This window comes from Martelella mediterranea (assembly GCF_021021415.1).
GTDB lineage: Bacteria > Pseudomonadota > Alphaproteobacteria > Rhizobiales > Rhizobiaceae > Martelella > Martelella mediterranea_C.
The window spans coordinates 269,269-287,557 of sequence record NZ_JAINWJ010000001.1; the positions used below are offsets into that span (position 1 = coordinate 269,269).

At 62.6% G+C, this 18,289-nt stretch carries 17 protein-coding genes and 1 tRNA gene; 4 read left to right on the plus strand and 14 right to left on the minus strand.

Annotation, left to right across the window (positions count from 1 at the left end):
- Positions 1-48 precede the first annotated feature (48 nt).
- Positions 49-492, minus strand: coding sequence for a MaoC family dehydratase (locus K7H91_RS01240; RefSeq protein ID WP_230718363.1), 444 nt, complete (start codon positions 490-492; stop codon positions 49-51).
- A 168-nt stretch (positions 493-660) separates the two neighbouring features.
- Here K7H91_RS01240 and K7H91_RS01245 point away from each other — a divergent pair, with 168 nt between their 5' ends.
- Complete coding sequence (locus K7H91_RS01245; RefSeq protein ID WP_230718364.1) at positions 661-1,329, plus strand: TetR/AcrR family transcriptional regulator; 669 nt, start codon at positions 661-663, stop codon at positions 1,327-1,329.
- A 43-nt stretch (positions 1,330-1,372) separates the two neighbouring features.
- Positions 1,373-2,530: an iron-containing alcohol dehydrogenase gene (locus K7H91_RS01250; protein ID WP_230718365.1), complete on the plus strand. Its 1,158-nt coding sequence runs from the start codon at positions 1,373-1,375 to the stop codon at positions 2,528-2,530.
- Between the two features lie 63 nt (positions 2,531-2,593).
- Here the strand turns inward: K7H91_RS01250 and K7H91_RS01255 are convergent, their stop codons facing one another.
- Positions 2,594-3,157 (minus strand): cupin domain-containing protein, encoded by a 564-nt coding sequence (locus tag K7H91_RS01255; protein ID WP_230718366.1) that lies wholly within the window; start codon positions 3,155-3,157, stop codon positions 2,594-2,596.
- 145 nt (positions 3,158-3,302) lie between these two features.
- On the opposite strand from K7H91_RS01255, the gene K7H91_RS01260 reads away from it, so the two are divergent.
- The gene (locus tag K7H91_RS01260) at positions 3,303-4,583 is read left to right on the plus strand and encodes a 4-aminobutyrate--2-oxoglutarate transaminase (RefSeq protein WP_230718367.1); all 1,281 of its coding nucleotides are present in this window, start codon (positions 3,303-3,305) and stop codon (positions 4,581-4,583) included.
- On the plus strand, positions 4,580-6,043 hold the full coding sequence (locus tag K7H91_RS01265; RefSeq protein WP_230718368.1) for an NAD-dependent succinate-semialdehyde dehydrogenase: 1,464 nt from the start codon (positions 4,580-4,582) through the stop codon (positions 6,041-6,043). The genes K7H91_RS01260 and K7H91_RS01265 overlap by 4 nt, the downstream gene beginning before the upstream one ends.
- A gap of 179 nt (positions 6,044-6,222) precedes the next feature.
- Here the strand turns inward: K7H91_RS01265 and K7H91_RS01270 are convergent, their stop codons facing one another.
- The 12 genes from K7H91_RS01270 to K7H91_RS01325 form a co-directional block, all read right to left on the minus strand.
- The gene (locus K7H91_RS01270) at positions 6,223-7,650 is read right to left on the minus strand and encodes a gamma-aminobutyraldehyde dehydrogenase (RefSeq protein ID WP_230718455.1); all 1,428 of its coding nucleotides are present in this window, start codon (positions 7,648-7,650) and stop codon (positions 6,223-6,225) included.
- Positions 7,651-7,667: 17 nt separating this feature from the next.
- Positions 7,668-8,477, minus strand: coding sequence for an ABC transporter permease (locus tag K7H91_RS01275; RefSeq protein WP_230718369.1), 810 nt, complete (start codon positions 8,475-8,477; stop codon positions 7,668-7,670).
- The gene (locus K7H91_RS01280; RefSeq protein WP_330165983.1) at positions 8,467-9,414 is read right to left on the minus strand and encodes an ABC transporter permease; all 948 of its coding nucleotides are present in this window, start codon (positions 9,412-9,414) and stop codon (positions 8,467-8,469) included. The genes K7H91_RS01275 and K7H91_RS01280 overlap by 11 nt, the downstream gene beginning before the upstream one ends.
- Positions 9,411-10,412 (minus strand): ABC transporter ATP-binding protein, encoded by a 1,002-nt coding sequence (locus K7H91_RS01285; RefSeq protein WP_230718370.1) that lies wholly within the window; start codon positions 10,410-10,412, stop codon positions 9,411-9,413. The genes K7H91_RS01280 and K7H91_RS01285 overlap by 4 nt, the downstream gene beginning before the upstream one ends.
- 108 nt (positions 10,413-10,520) lie before the next feature.
- Entirely contained in the window at positions 10,521-11,678 is a 1,158-nt protein-coding gene (locus K7H91_RS01290) for an ABC transporter substrate-binding protein (protein ID WP_230718371.1), read from the minus strand.
- A gap of 149 nt (positions 11,679-11,827) precedes the next feature.
- The gene (locus K7H91_RS01295; RefSeq protein ID WP_230718372.1) at positions 11,828-12,736 is read right to left on the minus strand and encodes a LysR family transcriptional regulator; all 909 of its coding nucleotides are present in this window, start codon (positions 12,734-12,736) and stop codon (positions 11,828-11,830) included.
- A 78-nt stretch (positions 12,737-12,814) separates the two neighbouring features.
- Positions 12,815-12,904: transfer RNA gene (locus K7H91_RS01300), tRNA-Ser, on the minus strand.
- A 110-nt stretch (positions 12,905-13,014) separates the two neighbouring features.
- Entirely contained in the window at positions 13,015-13,908 is an 894-nt protein-coding gene (locus K7H91_RS01305) for a carbohydrate kinase family protein (RefSeq protein ID WP_230718373.1), read from the minus strand.
- Positions 13,905-14,954: an ABC transporter ATP-binding protein gene (locus K7H91_RS01310; protein ID WP_230718374.1), complete on the minus strand. Its 1,050-nt coding sequence runs from the start codon at positions 14,952-14,954 to the stop codon at positions 13,905-13,907. Before K7H91_RS01310 ends, K7H91_RS01305 begins: the two co-directional genes overlap by 4 nt.
- The gene (argH, locus tag K7H91_RS01315) at positions 14,954-16,468 is read right to left on the minus strand and encodes an argininosuccinate lyase (RefSeq protein ID WP_230718375.1); all 1,515 of its coding nucleotides are present in this window, start codon (positions 16,466-16,468) and stop codon (positions 14,954-14,956) included. Before argH ends, K7H91_RS01310 begins: the two co-directional genes overlap by 1 nt.
- 4 nt (positions 16,469-16,472) lie before the next feature.
- Positions 16,473-17,330, minus strand: a complete 858-nt coding sequence (locus K7H91_RS01320) for a carbohydrate ABC transporter permease (protein WP_018064286.1) — start codon at positions 17,328-17,330, stop codon at positions 16,473-16,475.
- Positions 17,327-18,283, minus strand: a complete 957-nt coding sequence (locus tag K7H91_RS01325; protein ID WP_230718376.1) for a carbohydrate ABC transporter permease — start codon at positions 18,281-18,283, stop codon at positions 17,327-17,329. Before K7H91_RS01325 ends, K7H91_RS01320 begins: the two co-directional genes overlap by 4 nt.
- Positions 18,284-18,289: the final 6 nt, after the last annotated feature.

The window sequence follows — 18,289 nt, forward strand, 5'->3', positions numbered from 1 at the left end:
ATCGGTTGTCTTGATAATTCCGGTGTTGCTTGCGCCCGCGTCGCGCGGTCAATCCGTCTCTTGGTCCCCGCCCACCGTCAGGACCAGCCAACTGGCTGCCAGGGCCGGGCGCTCCGCCCCTTCGATTTCGACGCGCGCGTCGTAGCTGCGCAGAACGCCTCCTGCCTTGGGGGTTTCATTCTCCAGGGTAAAGCTGCCGCGTATGCGCGACCCGACCGGGACGGGGCTGAGAAAGCGCAGCTTGTCGAAGCCGTAGTTGATTTCGACCGCGCCCGTTTTTGCCGGCGGCAGGGCGCTGCGGGTGAAGGCGGTCAGCATCGAAAGCAGGTAGAAGCCGTGCACGATCGTGCCGCCATAGCTGGTTTCCGCCTTCGCCCGTTCCGGGTCGACATGGATGAACTGGTGGTCGTCGATCGCGTCGGCGAATCGGTCGACCATCGGCTGGTCGACGGTTACCCACTCGGAAAGGTGGGGGGCGTGCGCTTCATTCAACTTGGGACCTCCTTGCATATCGGCGACTTTCTTATTGCAACATACTCCGTAGTATGCCAATCCGGAACTGTCCAGACCGCAAACGCGACATCAAGTTTGTTGTGAGCCTTCGATATCGGCTTTATTGCTGGAAGGACGCAGATTGGGAATTGACCGCAGGGGGAACCGGTGGCGAAGAACGACATGCACCGCGAGTGGGCGTTGAAGACCCGAGGTCAGGAAGAATCGGGCGCTCTCGTCGAGAGCGTCGTCGAAATCCTCGATTGCGCCGCACTCTGCTTCACCGAAATGGGGTTTCAGGGAACCAGCATCGATGATGTTGCCCGTCGCCTCGGCGCGACCAAGGGTCGCATCTACCATTACTTCCGCTCCAAGACCGATCTGTTCTTCGAGGTGCACCGCGAAGGCATGAGACGGCTGATGGACGCGGTGAATGAAGCGATGTCGGCCGGCGGCACCGGTCGCGAAAAGCTCACGCGCATGCTTGAGGCGCACGCTCTGACAATGATGCAGAACATTGCCTATGAAGCGGTCGTCGTGCAGGGCGTGCACATGCACCGCCTGGGCGCGACCACCCCCGAACAGCGCATCAGCCTCGATGAACTGATGGATATCAGGCACAAATTCGAACTGCTTTTCGTGGAAGCTTTCCGCCAGGGCCAGACCGACGGCAGCATCCGGCAAGACGCCGATGTTTCCTTGGCCGTGAAGGGCATGCTCGGCGCGGTCAACTGGATGGCGATCTGGTACCGCCCCCGCTCCGGCGAAAGCCCCGAGCAGCAGCGCGCGATGGCGCGCCGTATCACCGAGCTACAGATTGGCGGAATCGCCGAATGAAACCGCCCCGCCTCGCCGGCTAAGTCGTTCTTTCGAGGAAACCATGAATAAATTCGCTTTCAACACCGCGAAATCCATCCGCTTCGGCGTCGGCGCCCTGGAGGAACTGCCGACGCTGGTGAAGGCCCAAATCGGCAACCGCATCATGCTCGTCACCGATCCGGGCATGATGGCGACGGGGATCGTCGACCGGGCGGTGGACCTTTTGCGCGACGGCGGCATCGCCGTGGAACTGTTCGGCGATGTCCAGGCCGACCCGCCCGAGCATGTGGTGCTTTCAGCCGTCGAAGCGGCGCGATCGGCTAAAGCGCAAGGGATTGTCGGCCTTGGCGGCGGGTCGTCGCTGGATGTCGCCAAGCTGGTAGCACTTCTGGTTCCGGCCAGGGAAACACTGGCGGATGTCTACGGCGTGGACAAGGCGCGCGGCCCGCGCCTGCCGCTCATTCTCGTACCGACGACCGCCGGGACCGGCTCGGAAGTCACGCCGATATCGATCGTCACCACCGGCGCCAACGAGAAGATGGGCGTGGTCTCGCCGGTGCTTCTTCCCGATATCGCCCTGCTCGACCCCGCCCTGACCTATGGCCTGCCCCCGCACATAACCGCGGCAACGGGCATCGACGCCATGGTGCATGCGATCGAGGCCTTCGCCTCGGCGAGCCCGAATAACAACCCGTTGTCGCGCATTCTGGCGACGCAGGCGCTGACATTGATGGGCCGCTCGCTTCTGAAGGCGGTCGAAGACGGCGCGGACCAGGCGGCGCGCTCCGACATGCTGCTGGGCTCGATGCTGGCCGGACAGGCCTTCGCCAATTCGCCGGTCGCCGCAGTCCACGCGCTGGCCTATCCGCTCGGCGGGCATTTTCACATCCCGCACGGTCTCTCGAACGCGCTGGTTCTGCCGCATGTCCTGCGGTTCAATATCGTCACCTCCCCTGCTCCCTATGCCGAGCTCGCGCCTTTCGTGTTTCCGGAACTGTCGGTTCTGGAGGGACAGGAACGGGCCGCGGCCTTTTGCGAGAAGCTTGCGGAACTGTCGCGCGCCTGCGGCCTGCAACCCAACCTCAGAGCGATGAATATTCCCGAGGACATGCTTCCGAAACTGGCCTCAGACGCGATGAACCAGACACGGCTACTGGTCAACAACCCGCGCCCGCTCTCCGAGGAAGATGCGCTTTCGATCTACCGCGCGGCTTTCTGAACCGGCATCGGCGCCTGAGTCTTGAGGGTTTCATACAAAGGGGCGTTTGAGTGACGACCATTCTCAAAAGGTCGGCGGCGTGCTGGCGGAGACGATGACGCAGTCTTCCGGCCCCACCTGACGGAAACGATGGGGCTCGCGGCTGTCGAAATAATAGGCGTCGCCGGGGCCCAGTATCTTGCGCTGGTCGCCGACGGTGATCTCGATTCGGCCGGAAATCACGATCCCGCCCTCCTCGCCCTCATGGCGATACATCACCCGGCCGGTATCCGCGCCCGGCCTGTAGGTCTCCTTCAGGATCATCATCGCGCGGCCGATGGAATTGCCCACCTGTTTCAGCGACAGCCGCGCCTTGCCGATCTCGGTCAGTTCCTCGGCGGCATAGAACACCGTCTTCTCGGCCTCCGGCGTAAAGGCGAAGAATTCAGACAGGCCGATCGGAATGCCCTCGAGGATCCGCTTCAGCGAACCGACCGAGGGATTGAGCCTGCCGGATTCGATCAAGGAGATGGTCGAACTCGATACATTCGCCTTTTTCGCCAACGCCCGCTGCGACAGCTTGGCCCGCTCGCGCACGGCCCTCAGCGTCCGTCCAAGCTCGATATCGTCATGCGAAGCGCTGAGCATGCTTCATATCCTCATCATTCCTGCTTCGATACCAAGTAAATCAATATCTTGCCTTCAGCAAGAAACAGACTTTTTTACCGATCGAAAGCCACATACGCTCCGGCCATGAAGACAGCGGCAAGGACCGCCAAACCAGGAGCAGCTCATGTTGAATTCGGACATCGCCACGCGGCGGGACGCGGCCATTTCGCGCGGCGTTGGCATGCAGACACAGATTTATGTCGACCGCGCCAAGAACGCCGAGGTCTTCGATGTCGAGGGCCGGCGCTATATCGACTTTGCCGCCGGTATAGCCGTGGTCAATACCGGGCACTGCCATCCGAAGGTGATGGCGGCGGTGGAAGATCAGCTCAAGCGCTTCACCCATACCTGCCATCAGGTGCTGCCCTATGAGCATTATATCCGGCTCGCCGAGCGGCTGAATGCCGCCGTGCCCGGCGATTTCGACAAGAAGACCGTGTTCGTCACCACCGGCGCCGAGGCGGTTGAAAACGCCGTAAAGATCGCCCGCGCCGCCACCGGGCGTTCGGCCGTGATCGCCTTCAATGGCGGGTTCCATGGTCGCTCCTTCATGACCCTGTCGCTCACCGGCAAGGTCGCGCCCTACAAGACCGGCTTCGGGCCAATGATGCCGGATGTGTTCCACATCCCCTACCCCGCCGAACTGCACGATACCTCTGCCGAGGACAGCCTGAAGGCGCTGAAGTCCCTGTTCAAGACCGATCTGGACCCGACCCGCGTCGCCGCCATCATCATCGAGCCCGTGCAGGGCGAAGGCGGCTTCTACCCAGCCCCTGCCGAACTGATGCGCGCCATCCGCGCGATCTGCGACGAGCATGGCATCGTCATGATCGCCGACGAGGTGCAGACCGGCATCGGCCGCACCGGCAAGCTCTTCGCCATGGAAGCCTATGATGTCGCCGCCGACCTGACGACGATCGCCAAGGGCATTGGCGGCGGCCTGCCGCTTGCCGCCGTCACCGGCCGGGCGTCGATGATGGACGCGGCCGGCCCCGGCGGGCTTGGCGGCACCTATGGCGGCAACCCGCTTTCCATCGCCGCCGCCAATGCCGTGCTCGACGTGATCGCGGAAGAGGACCTCTGCAACCGCGCCAACCGGCTTGGCTCCTACCTCAAGCAGCGGCTGGAAGCGATCCGCGCGACCACGCCCGAGATTGCCGAAATCCGCGGTCCGGGCTTCATGGTCGCTGCCGAGTTCATGACGAAAGACGGCGCACCGAACCCGGAGATGACCAATGCCGTGCGGCTGGAAGCCCAGAAGCGCGGCCTCATCCTGCTCTCATGCGGGGTATACGGCAATGTCATCCGCTTCCTCGCCCCGCTGACGATCGAGGAAGCGGTTCTGGCGGAAGGCGTCGACATTCTCGAAGCATCGATTGCCGCCGTGAAGGAGAGGCAGGCATGAGCGTGGCATCGAAGCTGAAAGACCCGTCCCTTCTGGAGCACCGCGCCTATATCAACGGCGCCTGGATCGAAGGCGGCAGAACCTTCGACGTCTTCAATCCAGCCTCCGGCGAGAAAATCGCGGCCGTCGCCGATCTTTCCGTTGACGATATCCGCGCCGCGATCGATGCCGCCCATGCTGCAAAGGCGGCATGGGCGGCGCTCACCGGCAAGGAGCGCGCTTCGTTCCTGCGCAAATGGTATGAGCTGACGGTGGAAAACGCCGACGATCTGGCGACCATCCTGACGGCCGAGATGGGCAAACCGTGGCCGGAAGCACGCGGCGAAATCCTTTATGGCGCAAGCTTCATCGAATGGTTTGGTGAAGAGGCCAAGCGCGTCTATGGCGATACGATACCGGGCCACCAGCCCGACAAGCGCATCATCGTGATGAAGCAGCCGGTCGGCGTGGTCGGCGCGATCACGCCGTGGAACTTTCCCAATGCGATGATCGCTCGCAAGGTCGCCCCCGCCCTTGCCGCCGGCTGCACCTTCGTTGCCCGGCCCGCCGAACTCACGCCCCTCTCGGCGCTTGCAATGGCGGTGCTTGCCGAGCGCGCCGGCATCCCCGCCGGGGTGTTCAATGTCATCCCCTGCGCCGATGCCGCCGCAGCCGGCGAAGAGCTTTGCGCCAACGAGAAGGTCGCCAAGATCACCTTCACCGGCTCCACCTGCGTTGGCCGCATCCTGATGCGGCAATGCGCCGACACGATCAAGAAGATGTCGCTGGAGCTCGGCGGCAATGCCCCGTTCATCGTCTTCGACGACGCCGATCTGGATGCCGCGGTCGAGGGCGCGATGATCGCCAAATACCGCAATAATGGCCAGACCTGCGTCTGCGCCAACCGCATCTATGTCCAGGCCGGCGTCTACGACGCCTTTGCCGAGAAGCTGAAGGCGAAGGTGCTGGCGCTGAAGGTCGGAGACGGGTTTGAAGACGGCGTCACTGTCGGCCCACTGATCAGCGCGCAGGCGCTGGCGAAGGTGGAGGATCATATCGCCGATGCCCAGAGCCACGGCGCGACGGTGATTGCCGGTGGCAACCGCTCAAACCTCGGCGCAACCTTCTTCGAGCCGACCGTCATGACCGGCGTTACGCAGAAAATGAAGGTCGCGCATGAGGAAACCTTCGGCCCCGTGGCGCCGCTTATTCGCTTCGAGAGCGAAGACGAGGTGATCGCGATGGCCAATGACAGCGAGTTCGGTCTCGCCGGCTATTTCTACGCCCGCGACCTCGCCCGCGTCTTCCGCGTGGCCGAAGCGCTTGAAACCGGCATGGTCGGCATCAATACCGGCCTGATCTCCACCGAAGTCGCCCCCTTCGGCGGCGTCAAGCAATCCGGCCTTGGCCGCGAGGGCTCGAAATACGGGATCGAGGACTATCTGGAGATCAAATATCTCTGCCTCGGCGGGGTTTCGTAAACCGAAGCCAATGCTTTCCGCAATATCTCCGATCTCCCCGGCGTAAAGGGGAGATCGGGTTTCACTTTGTCGCGGTCTACAGCATCGGCCCGAAAATCGGAATCGATTTTCGGAAAGCACGATGCGTAGATTCAATAGGTTAGAGCGTCGTTTGTGCATCCGAATGGATGCACGGCGCTCTAGCCGTGACTGATCATCACATGGCGGACGACCGTGTAGTCTTCCAGCGCGTATTGCGACATATCCTTGCCGTAGCCGGATTGCTTCAGCCCGCCATGGGGCATTTCATTACACAGCATGAAATGGGTGTTGACCCAGGTGCAGCCATAACGAAGCGCGGCCGACGCCGCCATCGCCTTGCCGACATCCTTGGTCCAGACCGATGAGGCCAAGCCGTAATTGGAATCATTGGCCCATCCGATCACATCGTCATCGGCCGAAAACGGCGTCACGGAGACGACGGGACCGAACACCTCGCGGCGAACGATCTCATCGTCCTGATTGGCATTGGCAACCACTGTCGGCTGATAGAAGAAGCCGGGTCCTTCCGGCACGGCGCCGCCAGTCGCCAGTTCGATATGGCCGGTATCCAGCGCGCGCTGGACAAAGCTTGCCACCCGATCGCGCTGCCGTTCGGAAATCAGCGGACCGATCTCGTTTTTGGTATCGTCGGGATCGTTGTAACGAATGGTCGATACCGCGCTCGACAGATCGGCGACCAGCTTGTCGTAGATCGACTTTTCCGCATAGACGCGGCAGGCGGCCGTGCAATCCTGACCGGCATTGTAATAGCCGAACGTGCGGATGCCCTCGACCACCGCCTCAATATCGGCATCGCCATAGACGATCACCGGCGCCTTGCCGCCGAGTTCCAGATGGGTGCGCTTCACGGTCTTGGCCGCGGCCTGCAGGATCTTGCGGCCCGTGGCGATATCACCCGTGATCGACACCATATGCACGCCCGGATGGTTGATCAGCCCGTTGCCGACGGTCTCGCCGCGCCCGAGCACGACATTGACGACTCCTTCCGGCAGGATCTCGGCCATCACCCGCGCCAGTTTCAGCGCGGTCAGCGGGGTCTGCTCGGAGGGTTTGAACACCACCGTATTGCCCCCGGCAAGAGCGGGCGCCAGCTTCCAGGCCATCATCATCAAAGGATAGTTCCACGGTGCGATCGAGCCGATTACGCCGACAGGATCACGCCGGATCATCGAGGTGAAGCCGTCCAGATATTCACCGGCGATCATGCCCTGCTGGGTGCGGATCGCGCCGGCGAAGAAGCGGTAGCAATCGACGATCGCCGGGATCTCGTCCTGAAGCACGGCATTGATCGGCTTGCCGCAATTGAGCGCCTCGAGCGCGGCGAAGCTTTCTGCCTCCTTTTCGATCCTCTCCGCGATCGCCAGCAGATAGGCGGAGCGTGTTGCCGGCGTCGTGCGCGACCAGCCGGCAAAGGCCCTGGTCGCCGCGCCAACCGCCCGGTCGATCTGGTCGGCGGATGCTTCCGGCAATTCGGCGATCAATTCTCCGGTCTTCGGATTGAGGACGGTTTCGCTCTGCTCCTCCCCGCTCACAAGGTCGGCGCCGATCAGCATTTGTTTTTCCATGTCGAAGCTCCGTTGGTTCATTTTCCGCTCCCGCCGATGTCCTCGGCGCCGCGGGTCAGGTAATAGGCAACAAGGATCGGGAAGAAGGTGACCAGCACGACAACCATGGCCACCACGTTGGTCACCGGCCGTTCGCGCGGGCGGATCAGTTCTTCCAGCATCCAGATCGGCAGGGTCTGCTGCTGGCCCGCGGTAAAGGTGGTCACAATCACCTCATCGAAGGAGAGCGCGAAGGCCAGCATGCCGCCGGCCAGAAGCGCCGTTGCAATATGCGGCAAGACCACATGCCAGAAGGTGGCGAAGCCATCGGCGCCAAGATCCATCGACGCCTCGATCAGCGACGACGATGTCCGGCGGAACCGGGCAACGGCATTGTTGTAGACCGTCACCACGCAAAAGGTGGCGTGGCCGATGACGATGGTCCAGATCGAGAAGGGAATGCCGGCCTCGCCAAAGGCGGTGCGCAAGGCGATACCGGTGACGATCCCCGGCAATGCGATCGGCAGGATGACCAGCAGCGAAATGCTCTCACGGCCGAAAAACCGCGTGCGCGAGACGGCAGCCGCCGCCAGCGTGCCGAGCACCAGCGCAACACCCGTGGCAATGGCGGCAACGCGCAGCGACAGGCCAAGCGCTGCCCAGACATCGGGACGGTTCCAGGTGGCCGCAAACCATCTGAGCGTCAGCCCCGGCGGCGGCCACTGATAGGAGCGCTCCTCCGTCGTGAAGGCATAGACGAAGATCAGCAGGATCGGCAGATGCAGGAACAGAAGCCCGCCAAAAGCCGCGAGCCTGAGCATCAGTGGGCTGCGAACATCAGAGTGCATTGAACGCCCCCGCTTTTTTGGCCAGCGCCAGATAGATGACCATGATGACAATCGGCACCACCGAGAAGGCCGCCGCCAGCGGCACATTGCCGGCGGTGCCCTGCTGCACATAGACCGCCTGGCCGATGAACAGCCGCGACGGGCCGACAATCTGCGGGATGATGTAATCGCCGAGCGTCAGCGAGAAGGTGAAGATCGAGCCGGCGACCGCGCCGGGCAGCGCCAGCGGCAGGATCACATGGCGAAAGGTCGTGCCGCCGCTGGCGCCGAGATCGGCCGAGGCCTCGATCAGGTTCATCGGCACGCGCTCCAACGCCGCCTGCATCGGCAGGATCATATAGGGCAGCCAGATATAGACAAATACGATGAAGGTGCCGAGAAAGCTCACCGATAGCGACGAACCGCCGACCACCGGCAGCGCCAGAAGTCCATCGACAAGAAAGCTCAGATGCAGCTTCGAGAGCACCCAGGTGAGGATCCCCTCCTTGGCGAGAATGAGCTTCCAGGCATAGACCTTGACCAGATAGGACGACCACAGCGGCAACATGGCGCCGAGATAGAATAGCGCCTTGGCCTTTCCCCGGGCATAGCGCGCCGCGTAATAGGCGATCGGGAAGGCGATCAGGGCGCTTGCCACCGTGACGCTGGCCGCCATCACAAGCGTGCGCAGTATGATGTCGGCATTGGCCGGTCGCAGCAGCTCCAGATAGGATTTCAGCGTGAACTGGTGGATGACGAGCCCGGAAAACTCGTCGATCGAGAAGAAGCTTTGCGCCAGAAGGTTGAGCAGCGCGCCGATATAGACGACGCCGAGCCACAGAAGCGGCGGCAACAGCAGGGCGGCGGCAAGCAGGCCCGGACGCCGCCAGAACAGATCGCCGGCGGCAATACGCAGCTTTGCGGGATGTGCCCGTCTGCCGAGATCGTCAGCGATCATGATGCCAGCACCCACATGTCAGCCCTGCGCCAGTGCACGGCGATCTGTTCGTCTGAAACCGGGGCGTCGGCGGAAACGGCGGCATGCAGCCGCTCGCCCTCGACCTCCATCGCAAGCCGCTTGGTCGCGCCGAAATAATTGACGGTCAGAAGCCGCGCCGTCACGGTGATCTCGTCCGCGCCCGTCCCTTCGCCAAGCTGGATCTTTTCCGGCCTGAGGCTGACGGCATGGTCGCCTGCCCCATGGCGTGCGGCAAAGCCCGGCGACAACACGTTGGACGAACCGACAAAATCGGCAACGAAACGCGTCTTCGGCCGGTTGTAGATGTCTTCCGGCGTGCCGGCCTGAACGATCTTGCCCTTGTTGAACACCGCCACCCGGTCCGCCATGGAAAGCGCTTCGCCCTGATCATGGGTGACGAAGACGAACGAGATGCCGAGCTGTTTTTGAAGAAGCCGCAATTCCTCCTGCATCTGCTCCCGGAGCTTCAGGTCGAGCGCGCCCAGCGGTTCGTCAAGCAGCAGCACCTTGGGTCGGTTGACCAGCGCCCGCGCCAGGGCCACGCGCTGGCGCTGCCCGCCGGAAAGTTCCGACGGCTTTCGCCCGCCCATATCGGGCAGCTTCACCATAGCAAGCGCCTTTTCGGCCTCCCGGTAGCGTTCCGTCCGGGCGACACCGCGCACCATCAGCCCGTAGGCGACATTGTCGCGGACCGTCATATGCGGAAACAGCGCATAATCCTGAAACACGGTATTGACGTCTCGTCGCCATGGCGGCACCGCGGCGATGTCCTCGCCGAACAGCGACAGCCGCCCCGCGCTCGGTTTTTCAAAACCGGCAATCATGCGCAGGCAGGTTGTCTTACCGGACCCCGACGGCCCGAGCAGGGCGAAGAACTCCCCTGCCCCCACAGTCAGATCGACGCCGTCAACGGCGCGAACCGAGCCGAAAACCCGGCTGACATTTTCAAGTTCGATGGCATTCATAAGTTTGATCATCCGCTTGGCGACCACCGGCGGCACGCATCATGCCGCCGGCAATGGCACGGGTTTCACCGGCCATTGGTTGCTGAGGGTAAGGCGCGTTTCAGCTTCGCGAGAAGCGGCCTACCGGCCGCCCAGCACCGCGATATAATCGGAGACCCAGCGGTAATAGGGAACGCAGCTGTCCTGGCTTTCGCACTTGGTCACCGGGGTGCGCCAGAACTTGATCTTGTCGAAATCGTCAAATCCGTTGGTGGAGCAACCTTCATCGGTCAACAGCGCATTGCCCTTGCAGGCAGCCGGCACCACAGGATTGGAGCCGAACCAGGCCGCGACATCGCCCTGAACCTTCGGCGTCAGCGAATGCTCCATCCACATATAGGCGCAATTGGGGTGAGCCGCATCCGCGTGAAGCATCGTCGTATCCGCCCAGCCGGTCGCGCCTTCCTTCGGGATAACCGAGGCAATGGGCTGTTCCTCATAGGCAAGCATGTTGACCTGGAACGGCCATGAGCCCGAAGCGACGACGCCCTCATTCTTGAAATCGTCCATCTGGACATAGGCATCATGCCAGTAGCGGGTGACGAGATCGCGCTGCTGGCGCAACAGATCGAGGGCTGCCGCATACTGCTCCTCATTGAGCTCGTAAGGGTCGGCGATGCCGAGCTCCGGCTTCGTGCTCATCAGGTAATTCGCGGCATCGGCGATATGGATCGGCCCGTCATAAGCCTCGACGCGGCCCTTGTTGGACTGACCATCAGGCAGGGTCATTTCCTCGAAAACGACGTTCCAGCTATCCGGCGGCGTGGTGAACACATCGGTGTTGTACATCAGCACGTTCGGGCCCCACTGATAGGGAACGCCGTAATGAACGCCATCGACCGTGAACCAGGCCGCATCCTTCAGCCGGTCATCAAGCGTGTCCCAGCCTTCGACAAGATCGGTATTGATGGGCTGAACCCTGTTTCCCGCGATCAGCCGCAGCGAGGCGTCGCCGGAGGCGGTCACGAGGTCGAAACCGCCCTCGTTCATCAGCGCCACCATTTCGTCGGAGGTCGCGGCGGTCTTGACGTTGACCTTGCAGCCGGTCTCCTCTTCGAAAGCGCTGACCCAGTCATAGGCGGCATCGGTTTCGCCGCTTTCGATATAGCCGGCCCAGGCGACGATATCGACCTCGCCCTCACCGGGCCCGATTTCGGTTTTCATATCGGCGGAAAAGGCGGGCACAGTGGCGCCGAAAACCAGCGTCAGCGCGGTTGAAAGGCACAACAATTTTCTCATCAATGTTCCCCTTTTTTGGATCGCAGCCGTTTTCGGCCTGTCCATAAAACTGTATCGGGAAACTTCGCTTTCACAATTTCTTTTATATCGACAGTGATTTCGGTTTTTCCGAATTCACTGCGTACGTAATTGAAAAAATTACCGATTTCCTAACGCAATCGGGGAATCCGCTGGGACTGGGCGAGTTCAATAAAGTGTTTGAGCGGCTCCGAGAGCGACAGGCCGCGCCGCCAGATCATTCCGACATGGACCGCCGGCAGGCTCGCCGAGATATCGCGCACCTCGATCCGGTCGCCTTCAAGCGACCAGGGCCGGTAGATCATGTCCGGCAGGATCGCCACGCCGGCGCCGGTGGCGACAAGGCTACGCACGGCCTCTACCGAACGGGTGCGAAAGGCGACCCGTGGACGCGCACCAAAGGCCGCGAGCAGCTTGCGCGTCGCTTCCTCGATTTCATCGACCGTCAGCATGATCAGCGGCTCCTCGACGATATCGGCCATGGTGATGGACTCACGCCCGACCAGCGGGTGCCCGCTTGGCAACCAGAGACTGAAAGGCGACATTTCAAGCGCCTGGGAACGCAGCGCCTGCTGGTCCCTGAGATTGTTGATAAACATCACGGCCACATCGACCTCGCCGCCGACCAGAAGATGTTCGAGATAGCTGCCGTCATCCTCCATCGTGGTCACCGTGACGGCGGGAAAGGCGCGGCGATACCGGGAGAGAAGGTCGGAAAGAACGTAACCGGCAACCAGCGAGGTCACCCCCAGATGCAGCGTGCCGGTGGTCTCGGCGGCCGCCGCATCGAACACCGTGCGCGCCTCGGCGACATCGGACAGGATTTTCGTCGCATGCCGGAGAAACTGGTGTCCCTGCTGGGTGATGGTCAGGCCGCGCGAATGGCGCTCGAACAGGCTGACGCCCAGATCACGCTCCAGCTCCTTGACCGCGCCCGTGATCGAGGATTGCGAGACCGACATGACATGGGCCGCGCCCGAAACCGTGCCCTGCTCGGCCACGGCAACGAAATACTGCAACTGTCTGAACGTAAATGCCACAGGCCCGCCATCTCACCATTGATCCGCTTCAACAAAACGCAATCAGGGAGTTTAACTTCGAATTTTTGCAAAAATCCATGGCGGAGAGGAAGGGATTCGAACCCTCGATACCATCTCTGGTATACTCCCTTAGCAGGGGAGCGCCTTCGACCACTCGGCCACCTCTCCGGTCCGGCCCTGATAGGCGTTTTTCGCACGTCGATCAAGACGCTCGTCGGTTTTCCGCTGAAAAAAGCAGACGCCGTCTCCGGGGCGCGGAAATAGGGCGGTCAAGGGGCTCAGGCCTTTCGCCGCACGGCGCCGCCGGCGACCTGGACGGCGCGGCTGCCGGCGCGGATCGCGGCGGCAAGGGCCGCGGGCAGATCCGCCCCGGAAAGCCAGCCGTCTACGAAACCGGCATTGAAGGCATCGCCCGCGCCGGTGGTATCGACGACCGGGACGGCTTCCGCCGGGTGATGCAGGAGGCGATCGGCGGAAGCGGCGTAGCCGCCCCCTTCCCCGGCCTTGATGCCGACGCAGGGGAAACGCGCCTTCAGAACGTCCAGCATGGCGGTCGGGTCGCGCTCGCCGGTGATCGCGCGGGCCTCTTCGAGGTTCGGCAGAAAAACGTCCACGCCCCGGCAGTTTTCCAGCAATGCCGGATCGCCGATCAGCGCGTCATCCCAGCTCGGATCGAGCGAGACCGTGAGGCCGGCGGCTTTGGCGCGGGCGACGAGATCCGGCATTTCCGCAAGCGTCGCATATTCGGCAATGTGCAGATGGCGGGCGCGCGGCCACGCAAGAGCCGCATCAAGCGTGGATGGCTCCGCCGCCCCTGCCCTCCGCGTCAGGAAGGCGCGTTCCGAACCGATCACCGAGGCCACGGTAAGCTGCGGCCCGGCATCATCGGCGCGTTCCACAAAGGAAAGGTCGATGCCGCTGTCGCGAAGCTGGGGATCGATCGCCATCGACATCGCGTCGCGGCCGAGGCGGCCGACGAGGGCTGCATGGCGGCCGACATCGACGAAATGCGCGGCCGAGATGAAGGCCCCGCCGCCGGCGGCAATCGTCAGATCGTCGGCAAACACCTCGCGCCCCAGCACCGGCATGCGCGAAAGCCCCGTAAAGATCAGGTCGCAGTAAATCCGGCCGACGCAGAGGACGGCCGACCTTTCATCATGTCCGGATGTCATCTGCGGCCCAGGCTCTTTTCGGTCTTGGCGTCGAACAGATAGAGTTTTCCGGGCATGACCGCACACGTGACCGCCGCGCCGACCTTCGGCGATACCGTGCCCGGCGAGGTGGCGATCACGCTCTCGCCGCCGACGACGAGATGCACCATGGTTTCCGGCCCGAGCGGCTCGACCGCCTCGACTTTGCCTTCCAGCGTCAGGATCGCGTCGAGCGGCGCTTCGCCATCAACGACGGCGACGAGATCATGCGGGCGGATGCCGACAAGCACGTCGCGGCCTTCCGCGATCCCATGGCCGGCCTCGCCGAGATTGCCCGCCTTCAGCATGTTCATCGACGGCGAGCCGATGAAACGGGCGGTGAAGACGTCGGCGGGATGCTCGTAAAGGTCCACCGGCGTGCCGGTCTGAAGGATATTGCCGTCCTTCATCACGACAATGCGGTCGGCCATGGTCATGGCCTCGATCTGGTCGTGGGTGACGTAGACGGTGGTGGTCTTCAGCTCCTGGTGCAGCTTCTTGATCTCGATGCGCATCTGGGCGCGGAGCTGGGCGTCGAGGTTGGAGAGCGGCTCGTCGAACAGGAAGGCGGATGGGTTGCGCACCATAGCGCGGCCGATCGCGACCCGCTGGCGCTGACCGCCGGAAAGCGCCGCCGGGCGGCGCTCGAGATAATCCGTGAGGCCGAGAATGCGGGCCGTGTCATCGATCCGGACGTTTTTCTCTTCCTTGGAAAGCTTGGCGGTATAGAGGCCGAAGCCGATGTTCTGGCGCACGGTCAGATGCGGATAGATCGCGTAGTTCTGGAATACCATCGCGATGTTGCGGGCTTTGGGGGCCCGCTCGTTGACGACGTCGCCGTCGATGCGGAGCGTGCCGCCGGAGATTTCCTCGAGGCCCGCGATCATCCGAAGCGTGGTCGACTTACCGCAGCCGGACGGGCCGACGAACACCACGAACTCGCCATCGGCGATCTCGAGATCGATGCCGTGAACAGCTTCGACCTTGTCGTAGCGCTTCACCAGTTTTTGCAGTGCGATTGAAGCCATTATGCTTTTCCCCTCAACCGTTCGAAGCGGGCAGCGAGCTCCGCGCTTGCCGCCGCCAGGCGGGCGGCCTGCTCATCGGCCTGTTGCTGATACTTCCCGAGCGTATGGCGGTAGCCGGCAATGGCGTTGCCGAGCGGTTCTTCCGCCGGCCCGCCGTAACGGGCGCGCACGCTGACAAAATATTCGGGCGAGACGATCTCGCGGAAGGCGGCCTCATCCAGCGCGGTTTCACGCCCGGCATGAGCGGCAAACGCCTTGCGGAAGGGCGCATAGCCATCGCTTGCAAGCGCGCCGGAAGCGGCAACGACGGCGCGGGCGACATCGGCGGCGATCTCGTGGGCCTGGCGGAAGGAGAGCTGCTCGCGGCGCACCAGCGAATCCGCAAGCTCGGTGATGGTGATGCAGGAGCGGTCGAGATTGGCCGCCACCCGCTCGCCATTGACCTTTACGGCGGATATCAGGCTCGCCATCAGGTCGAGCACCCGGAAGCCGGTCTCGAACGCCTGATAGCCCATCGCCTGGGTCTCGCCCTCGCTGTCGTTCATGTCGGTGAACGGCGTATTGTGCATCACCGTCAGCACGGTCTGGGCGCGGCCGACGGTCTGGCTGGCGAGATGGCGCATATGCTCGATCGGCACCGGGTTGCGCTTCTGCGGCATGATCGAGGAAATCTGCACCAGCGCGTTCGGCACGTAGAGCTGGCCGACCTCGAAGCTGGTCCAGAACTGGAAATCCTGGATCAGCCGGCCGAGATGGAGGAACATCAGTTCGAGTGCGGCATAGGTGCCGGTGATGTAGTCGACGGCGGCGATGCAGCTATAGGAATTCTGCAGCGGTGCCTCGAATCCCAGAAGCTCCGCCATCATGTGCCGGTCGATGGGGAAGCCCGACGTGGTGATCGCGGCGGCGCCCATCGGCGACAGGTCGACGGCCTCGCGGGCGGCAAACAGGCGCTCGATGTCGCGGGCAAGCACCTCGATCGCAGCACCCAGATAGTGGCCGAAGGTCGTTGGCTGGGCGGGCTGGCCGTGGGTATAGGCAACGATCAGCGTCGCCTTCTCGCGCTCCGCCGTATCGATCATCGCCGAGAGCAGGCCGAGCGCCTTGCCGAGCGCGGCATCGATATAGTGCCGGAGGCCGAGCTTGAACAGCGTGTGGTCGATGTCGTTGCGCGAACGGGCGGTGTGGAGGCGTCCGCCGAGATCGGGGCCAAGGCGGGATTTCAGTTCCTTCTCGATCAGGAAGAAGAAGTCCTCGACCTCGCCGGTATATTCGAGCGACGAAGGATCGACTTCGGCATCGATGGCAACAAGCGCATCGGCGATCTTCGATGCCTGTTCGGCGGTGAGGATGCCGGTTTCGGCAAGCATCACCAGATGGGCGCGGTCGATGGCGCGGAAGCCATCGACGAAATGGGTTTTAGCGCCGTCGAACAACGGCTTGAGCACGGTTTCCTTGTAAACGGAATCAGGAAAGCGGCTGGTATCGCCGGTGGCGGGATTGGTGTGTTTCATTGGTCTATCCCTTGACGCCGGCGAGCATGACCCCGCGCACGATATAGCGCTGGAAGATCAGGAACACGACGAGCGTTGGTATGGTGGCAAGAGCGGCGCCGGTCATGATCATCTCCCACTCGATCTGGGCCTCGACGGCGAAGGAGGAGAGGCCGACCGGCAACGTGTAGAGCTCGCTCGATGTTGTGACGATCAGCGGCCAGAAGAACGCCGTCCAGTTACCGAGGAAAGTGAAGATCGCGAGCGCCGAAAGCGCGGGCGCGACCAGAGGCATGGCGATCTTCCACCAGATGACGAACTCGTTCATGCCGTCGATCCGCGCGGCTTCCATGAAATCATCCGGCACGCCTTCGAAGAACTGGCGCATCAGGAAGGTGCCGAACCCGGTCATCATGCCCGGAAACATGATGCCCCAATAGCTGTCCAGCCAGCCGAAATTGGCCGACATCAGATACCACGGGATCACCAGCATTTCCGTCGGGATCATCAGGGTCGAGAGGATCGCCAGGAAGATGAAGCGGCGGCCGCGGAACCGGAACTTTGCCAGCGTGTAGCCGACGAGGCTGTCGAAGAACACGTTCGAGCAGGTGACGATGGTGGCGATCAGCAGCGAGTTGAAGAACCAGCGGGCGAAGCCGGAAGAGGTCAGCACCTCGATGTAGTTCGCCAGCGTCGGGTCCTGCGGGATCAGCCGGAGGTCGTAGACCTGGCTCGACGGCTTCAGCGAGGTCGCGAACATGAACAGGATCGGCGTGATCATCACGATGCCGCCGATCAGGAGCAGCGTCCACATCAGCACATAGCCGGGACGCACCTTAGGACGGTAGCGGGACACCGCGTTTTCGCCGGCAATATCGGTCATTTCTTGTCCCTCAATATCCAGAGCTGCAGGAGCGAGATGACCAGCAGGATGAGAAAGAGAACCACGGTCTGCGCGGCGGCATAGCCCATCTGGTAGGATGAGAAGGCTGACTGGTAGATCATCAGCACCAGCGGCTTGGTGGAGCCGAGCGGGCCGCCGGGATCGTTCGTGGTCATGTTGTAGACCTGATCGAAGATCCTGAGAAACCCGATCGAGGACAGCACGACAAGGAACACGGTGGTGGGCTTCAAGAGCGGCAGCGTGATCCTGCGCAGGATCGCCCATTCGCCGAGACCGTCGATCCGCGCGGCTTCATAGAAGGTCGTGGGAATGGCGCGCAGCCCCGCCATGAAGATGATGACCTGGAAGCCGAGACCGGCCCAGATCGCCGTCACCATGATCGATGGCAGCGCCTGCGTGGTGGAGCGCAGGAAGGGCTGTTGCTGAAGCCCGAATTGCGCCAGAAGGTCGTTGATGACGCCGATCGGGGCCGGCTGGTAGAACCAGCGCCAGACCCAGGCCATGGCCGCCGCCGTCGTCAGGAACGGCAGGAAATAGAGCGCACGGATGAAACCGTGGCCGAAGCGCACCCGGTCGAGGAAGAAAGCAATGGTGAAAGACAGCACCAGCGAGATCGGAGTGCCGAAGATCAGATAGGCGAAGGTGTTCTTGAACACCTGCCAGAACGCCGGATCGGCGAACATCTTCCGGTAGTTTTCAAGACCGATGAATTTCGGCGGCTTCATCAGGTTCCAGTCCGTCAGCGACAGCCGGAAGGCGTCGAGGGTCGGATAGAAGCGGATAACGCTGTAAAACAGCACCGGCAGCGCCAGAAAGGTCCAGACCCAGATGAGCCGCTTGGTGTGCATCGAAAAACGGTCGGAAAAGCCGCCGCCTTCGGGGCGGTCATGGGGGCGGCTCGTGGCCGCCCCTGTTTCAGACTGAACGGGCATTTGCCG

Bases quoted from the DNA above. Each gene is read 5' to 3' on its own strand.
- K7H91_RS01250 (WP_230718365.1), top strand. From the start codon at position 1,373: ATGAATAAATTCGCTTTCAACACCGCGAAATCCATCCGCTTCGGCGTC.
- K7H91_RS01255 (WP_230718366.1), bottom strand. From the start codon at position 3,157: ATGCTCAGCGCTTCGCATGACGATATCGAGCTTGGACGGACGCTGAGG.
- K7H91_RS01260 (WP_230718367.1), top strand. From the start codon at position 3,303: ATGTTGAATTCGGACATCGCCACGCGGCGGGACGCGGCCATTTCGCGC.
- K7H91_RS01265 (WP_230718368.1), top strand. From the start codon at position 4,580: ATGAGCGTGGCATCGAAGCTGAAAGACCCGTCCCTTCTGGAGCACCGC.
- K7H91_RS01270 (WP_230718455.1), bottom strand. From the start codon at position 7,650: ATGGAAAAACAAATGCTGATCGGCGCCGACCTTGTGAGCGGGGAGGAG.
- K7H91_RS01275 (WP_230718369.1), bottom strand. From the start codon at position 8,477: ATGCACTCTGATGTTCGCAGCCCACTGATGCTCAGGCTCGCGGCTTTT.
- K7H91_RS01280 (WP_330165983.1), bottom strand. From the start codon at position 9,414: ATGATCGCTGACGATCTCGGCAGACGGGCACATCCCGCAAAGCTGCGT.
- K7H91_RS01285 (WP_230718370.1), bottom strand. From the start codon at position 10,412: ATGATCAAACTTATGAATGCCATCGAACTTGAAAATGTCAGCCGGGTT.
- K7H91_RS01290 (WP_230718371.1), bottom strand. From the start codon at position 11,678: ATGAGAAAATTGTTGTGCCTTTCAACCGCGCTGACGCTGGTTTTCGGC.
- K7H91_RS01305 (WP_230718373.1), bottom strand. From the start codon at position 13,908: ATGACATCCGGACATGATGAAAGGTCGGCCGTCCTCTGCGTCGGCCGG.
- K7H91_RS01310 (WP_230718374.1), bottom strand. From the start codon at position 14,954: ATGGCTTCAATCGCACTGCAAAAACTGGTGAAGCGCTACGACAAGGTC.
- argH (WP_230718375.1), bottom strand. From the start codon at position 16,468: ATGAAACACACCAATCCCGCCACCGGCGATACCAGCCGCTTTCCTGAT.
- K7H91_RS01320 (WP_018064286.1), bottom strand. From the start codon at position 17,330: ATGACCGATATTGCCGGCGAAAACGCGGTGTCCCGCTACCGTCCTAAG.
- K7H91_RS01325 (WP_230718376.1), bottom strand. From the start codon at position 18,283: ATGCCCGTTCAGTCTGAAACAGGGGCGGCCACGAGCCGCCCCCATGAC.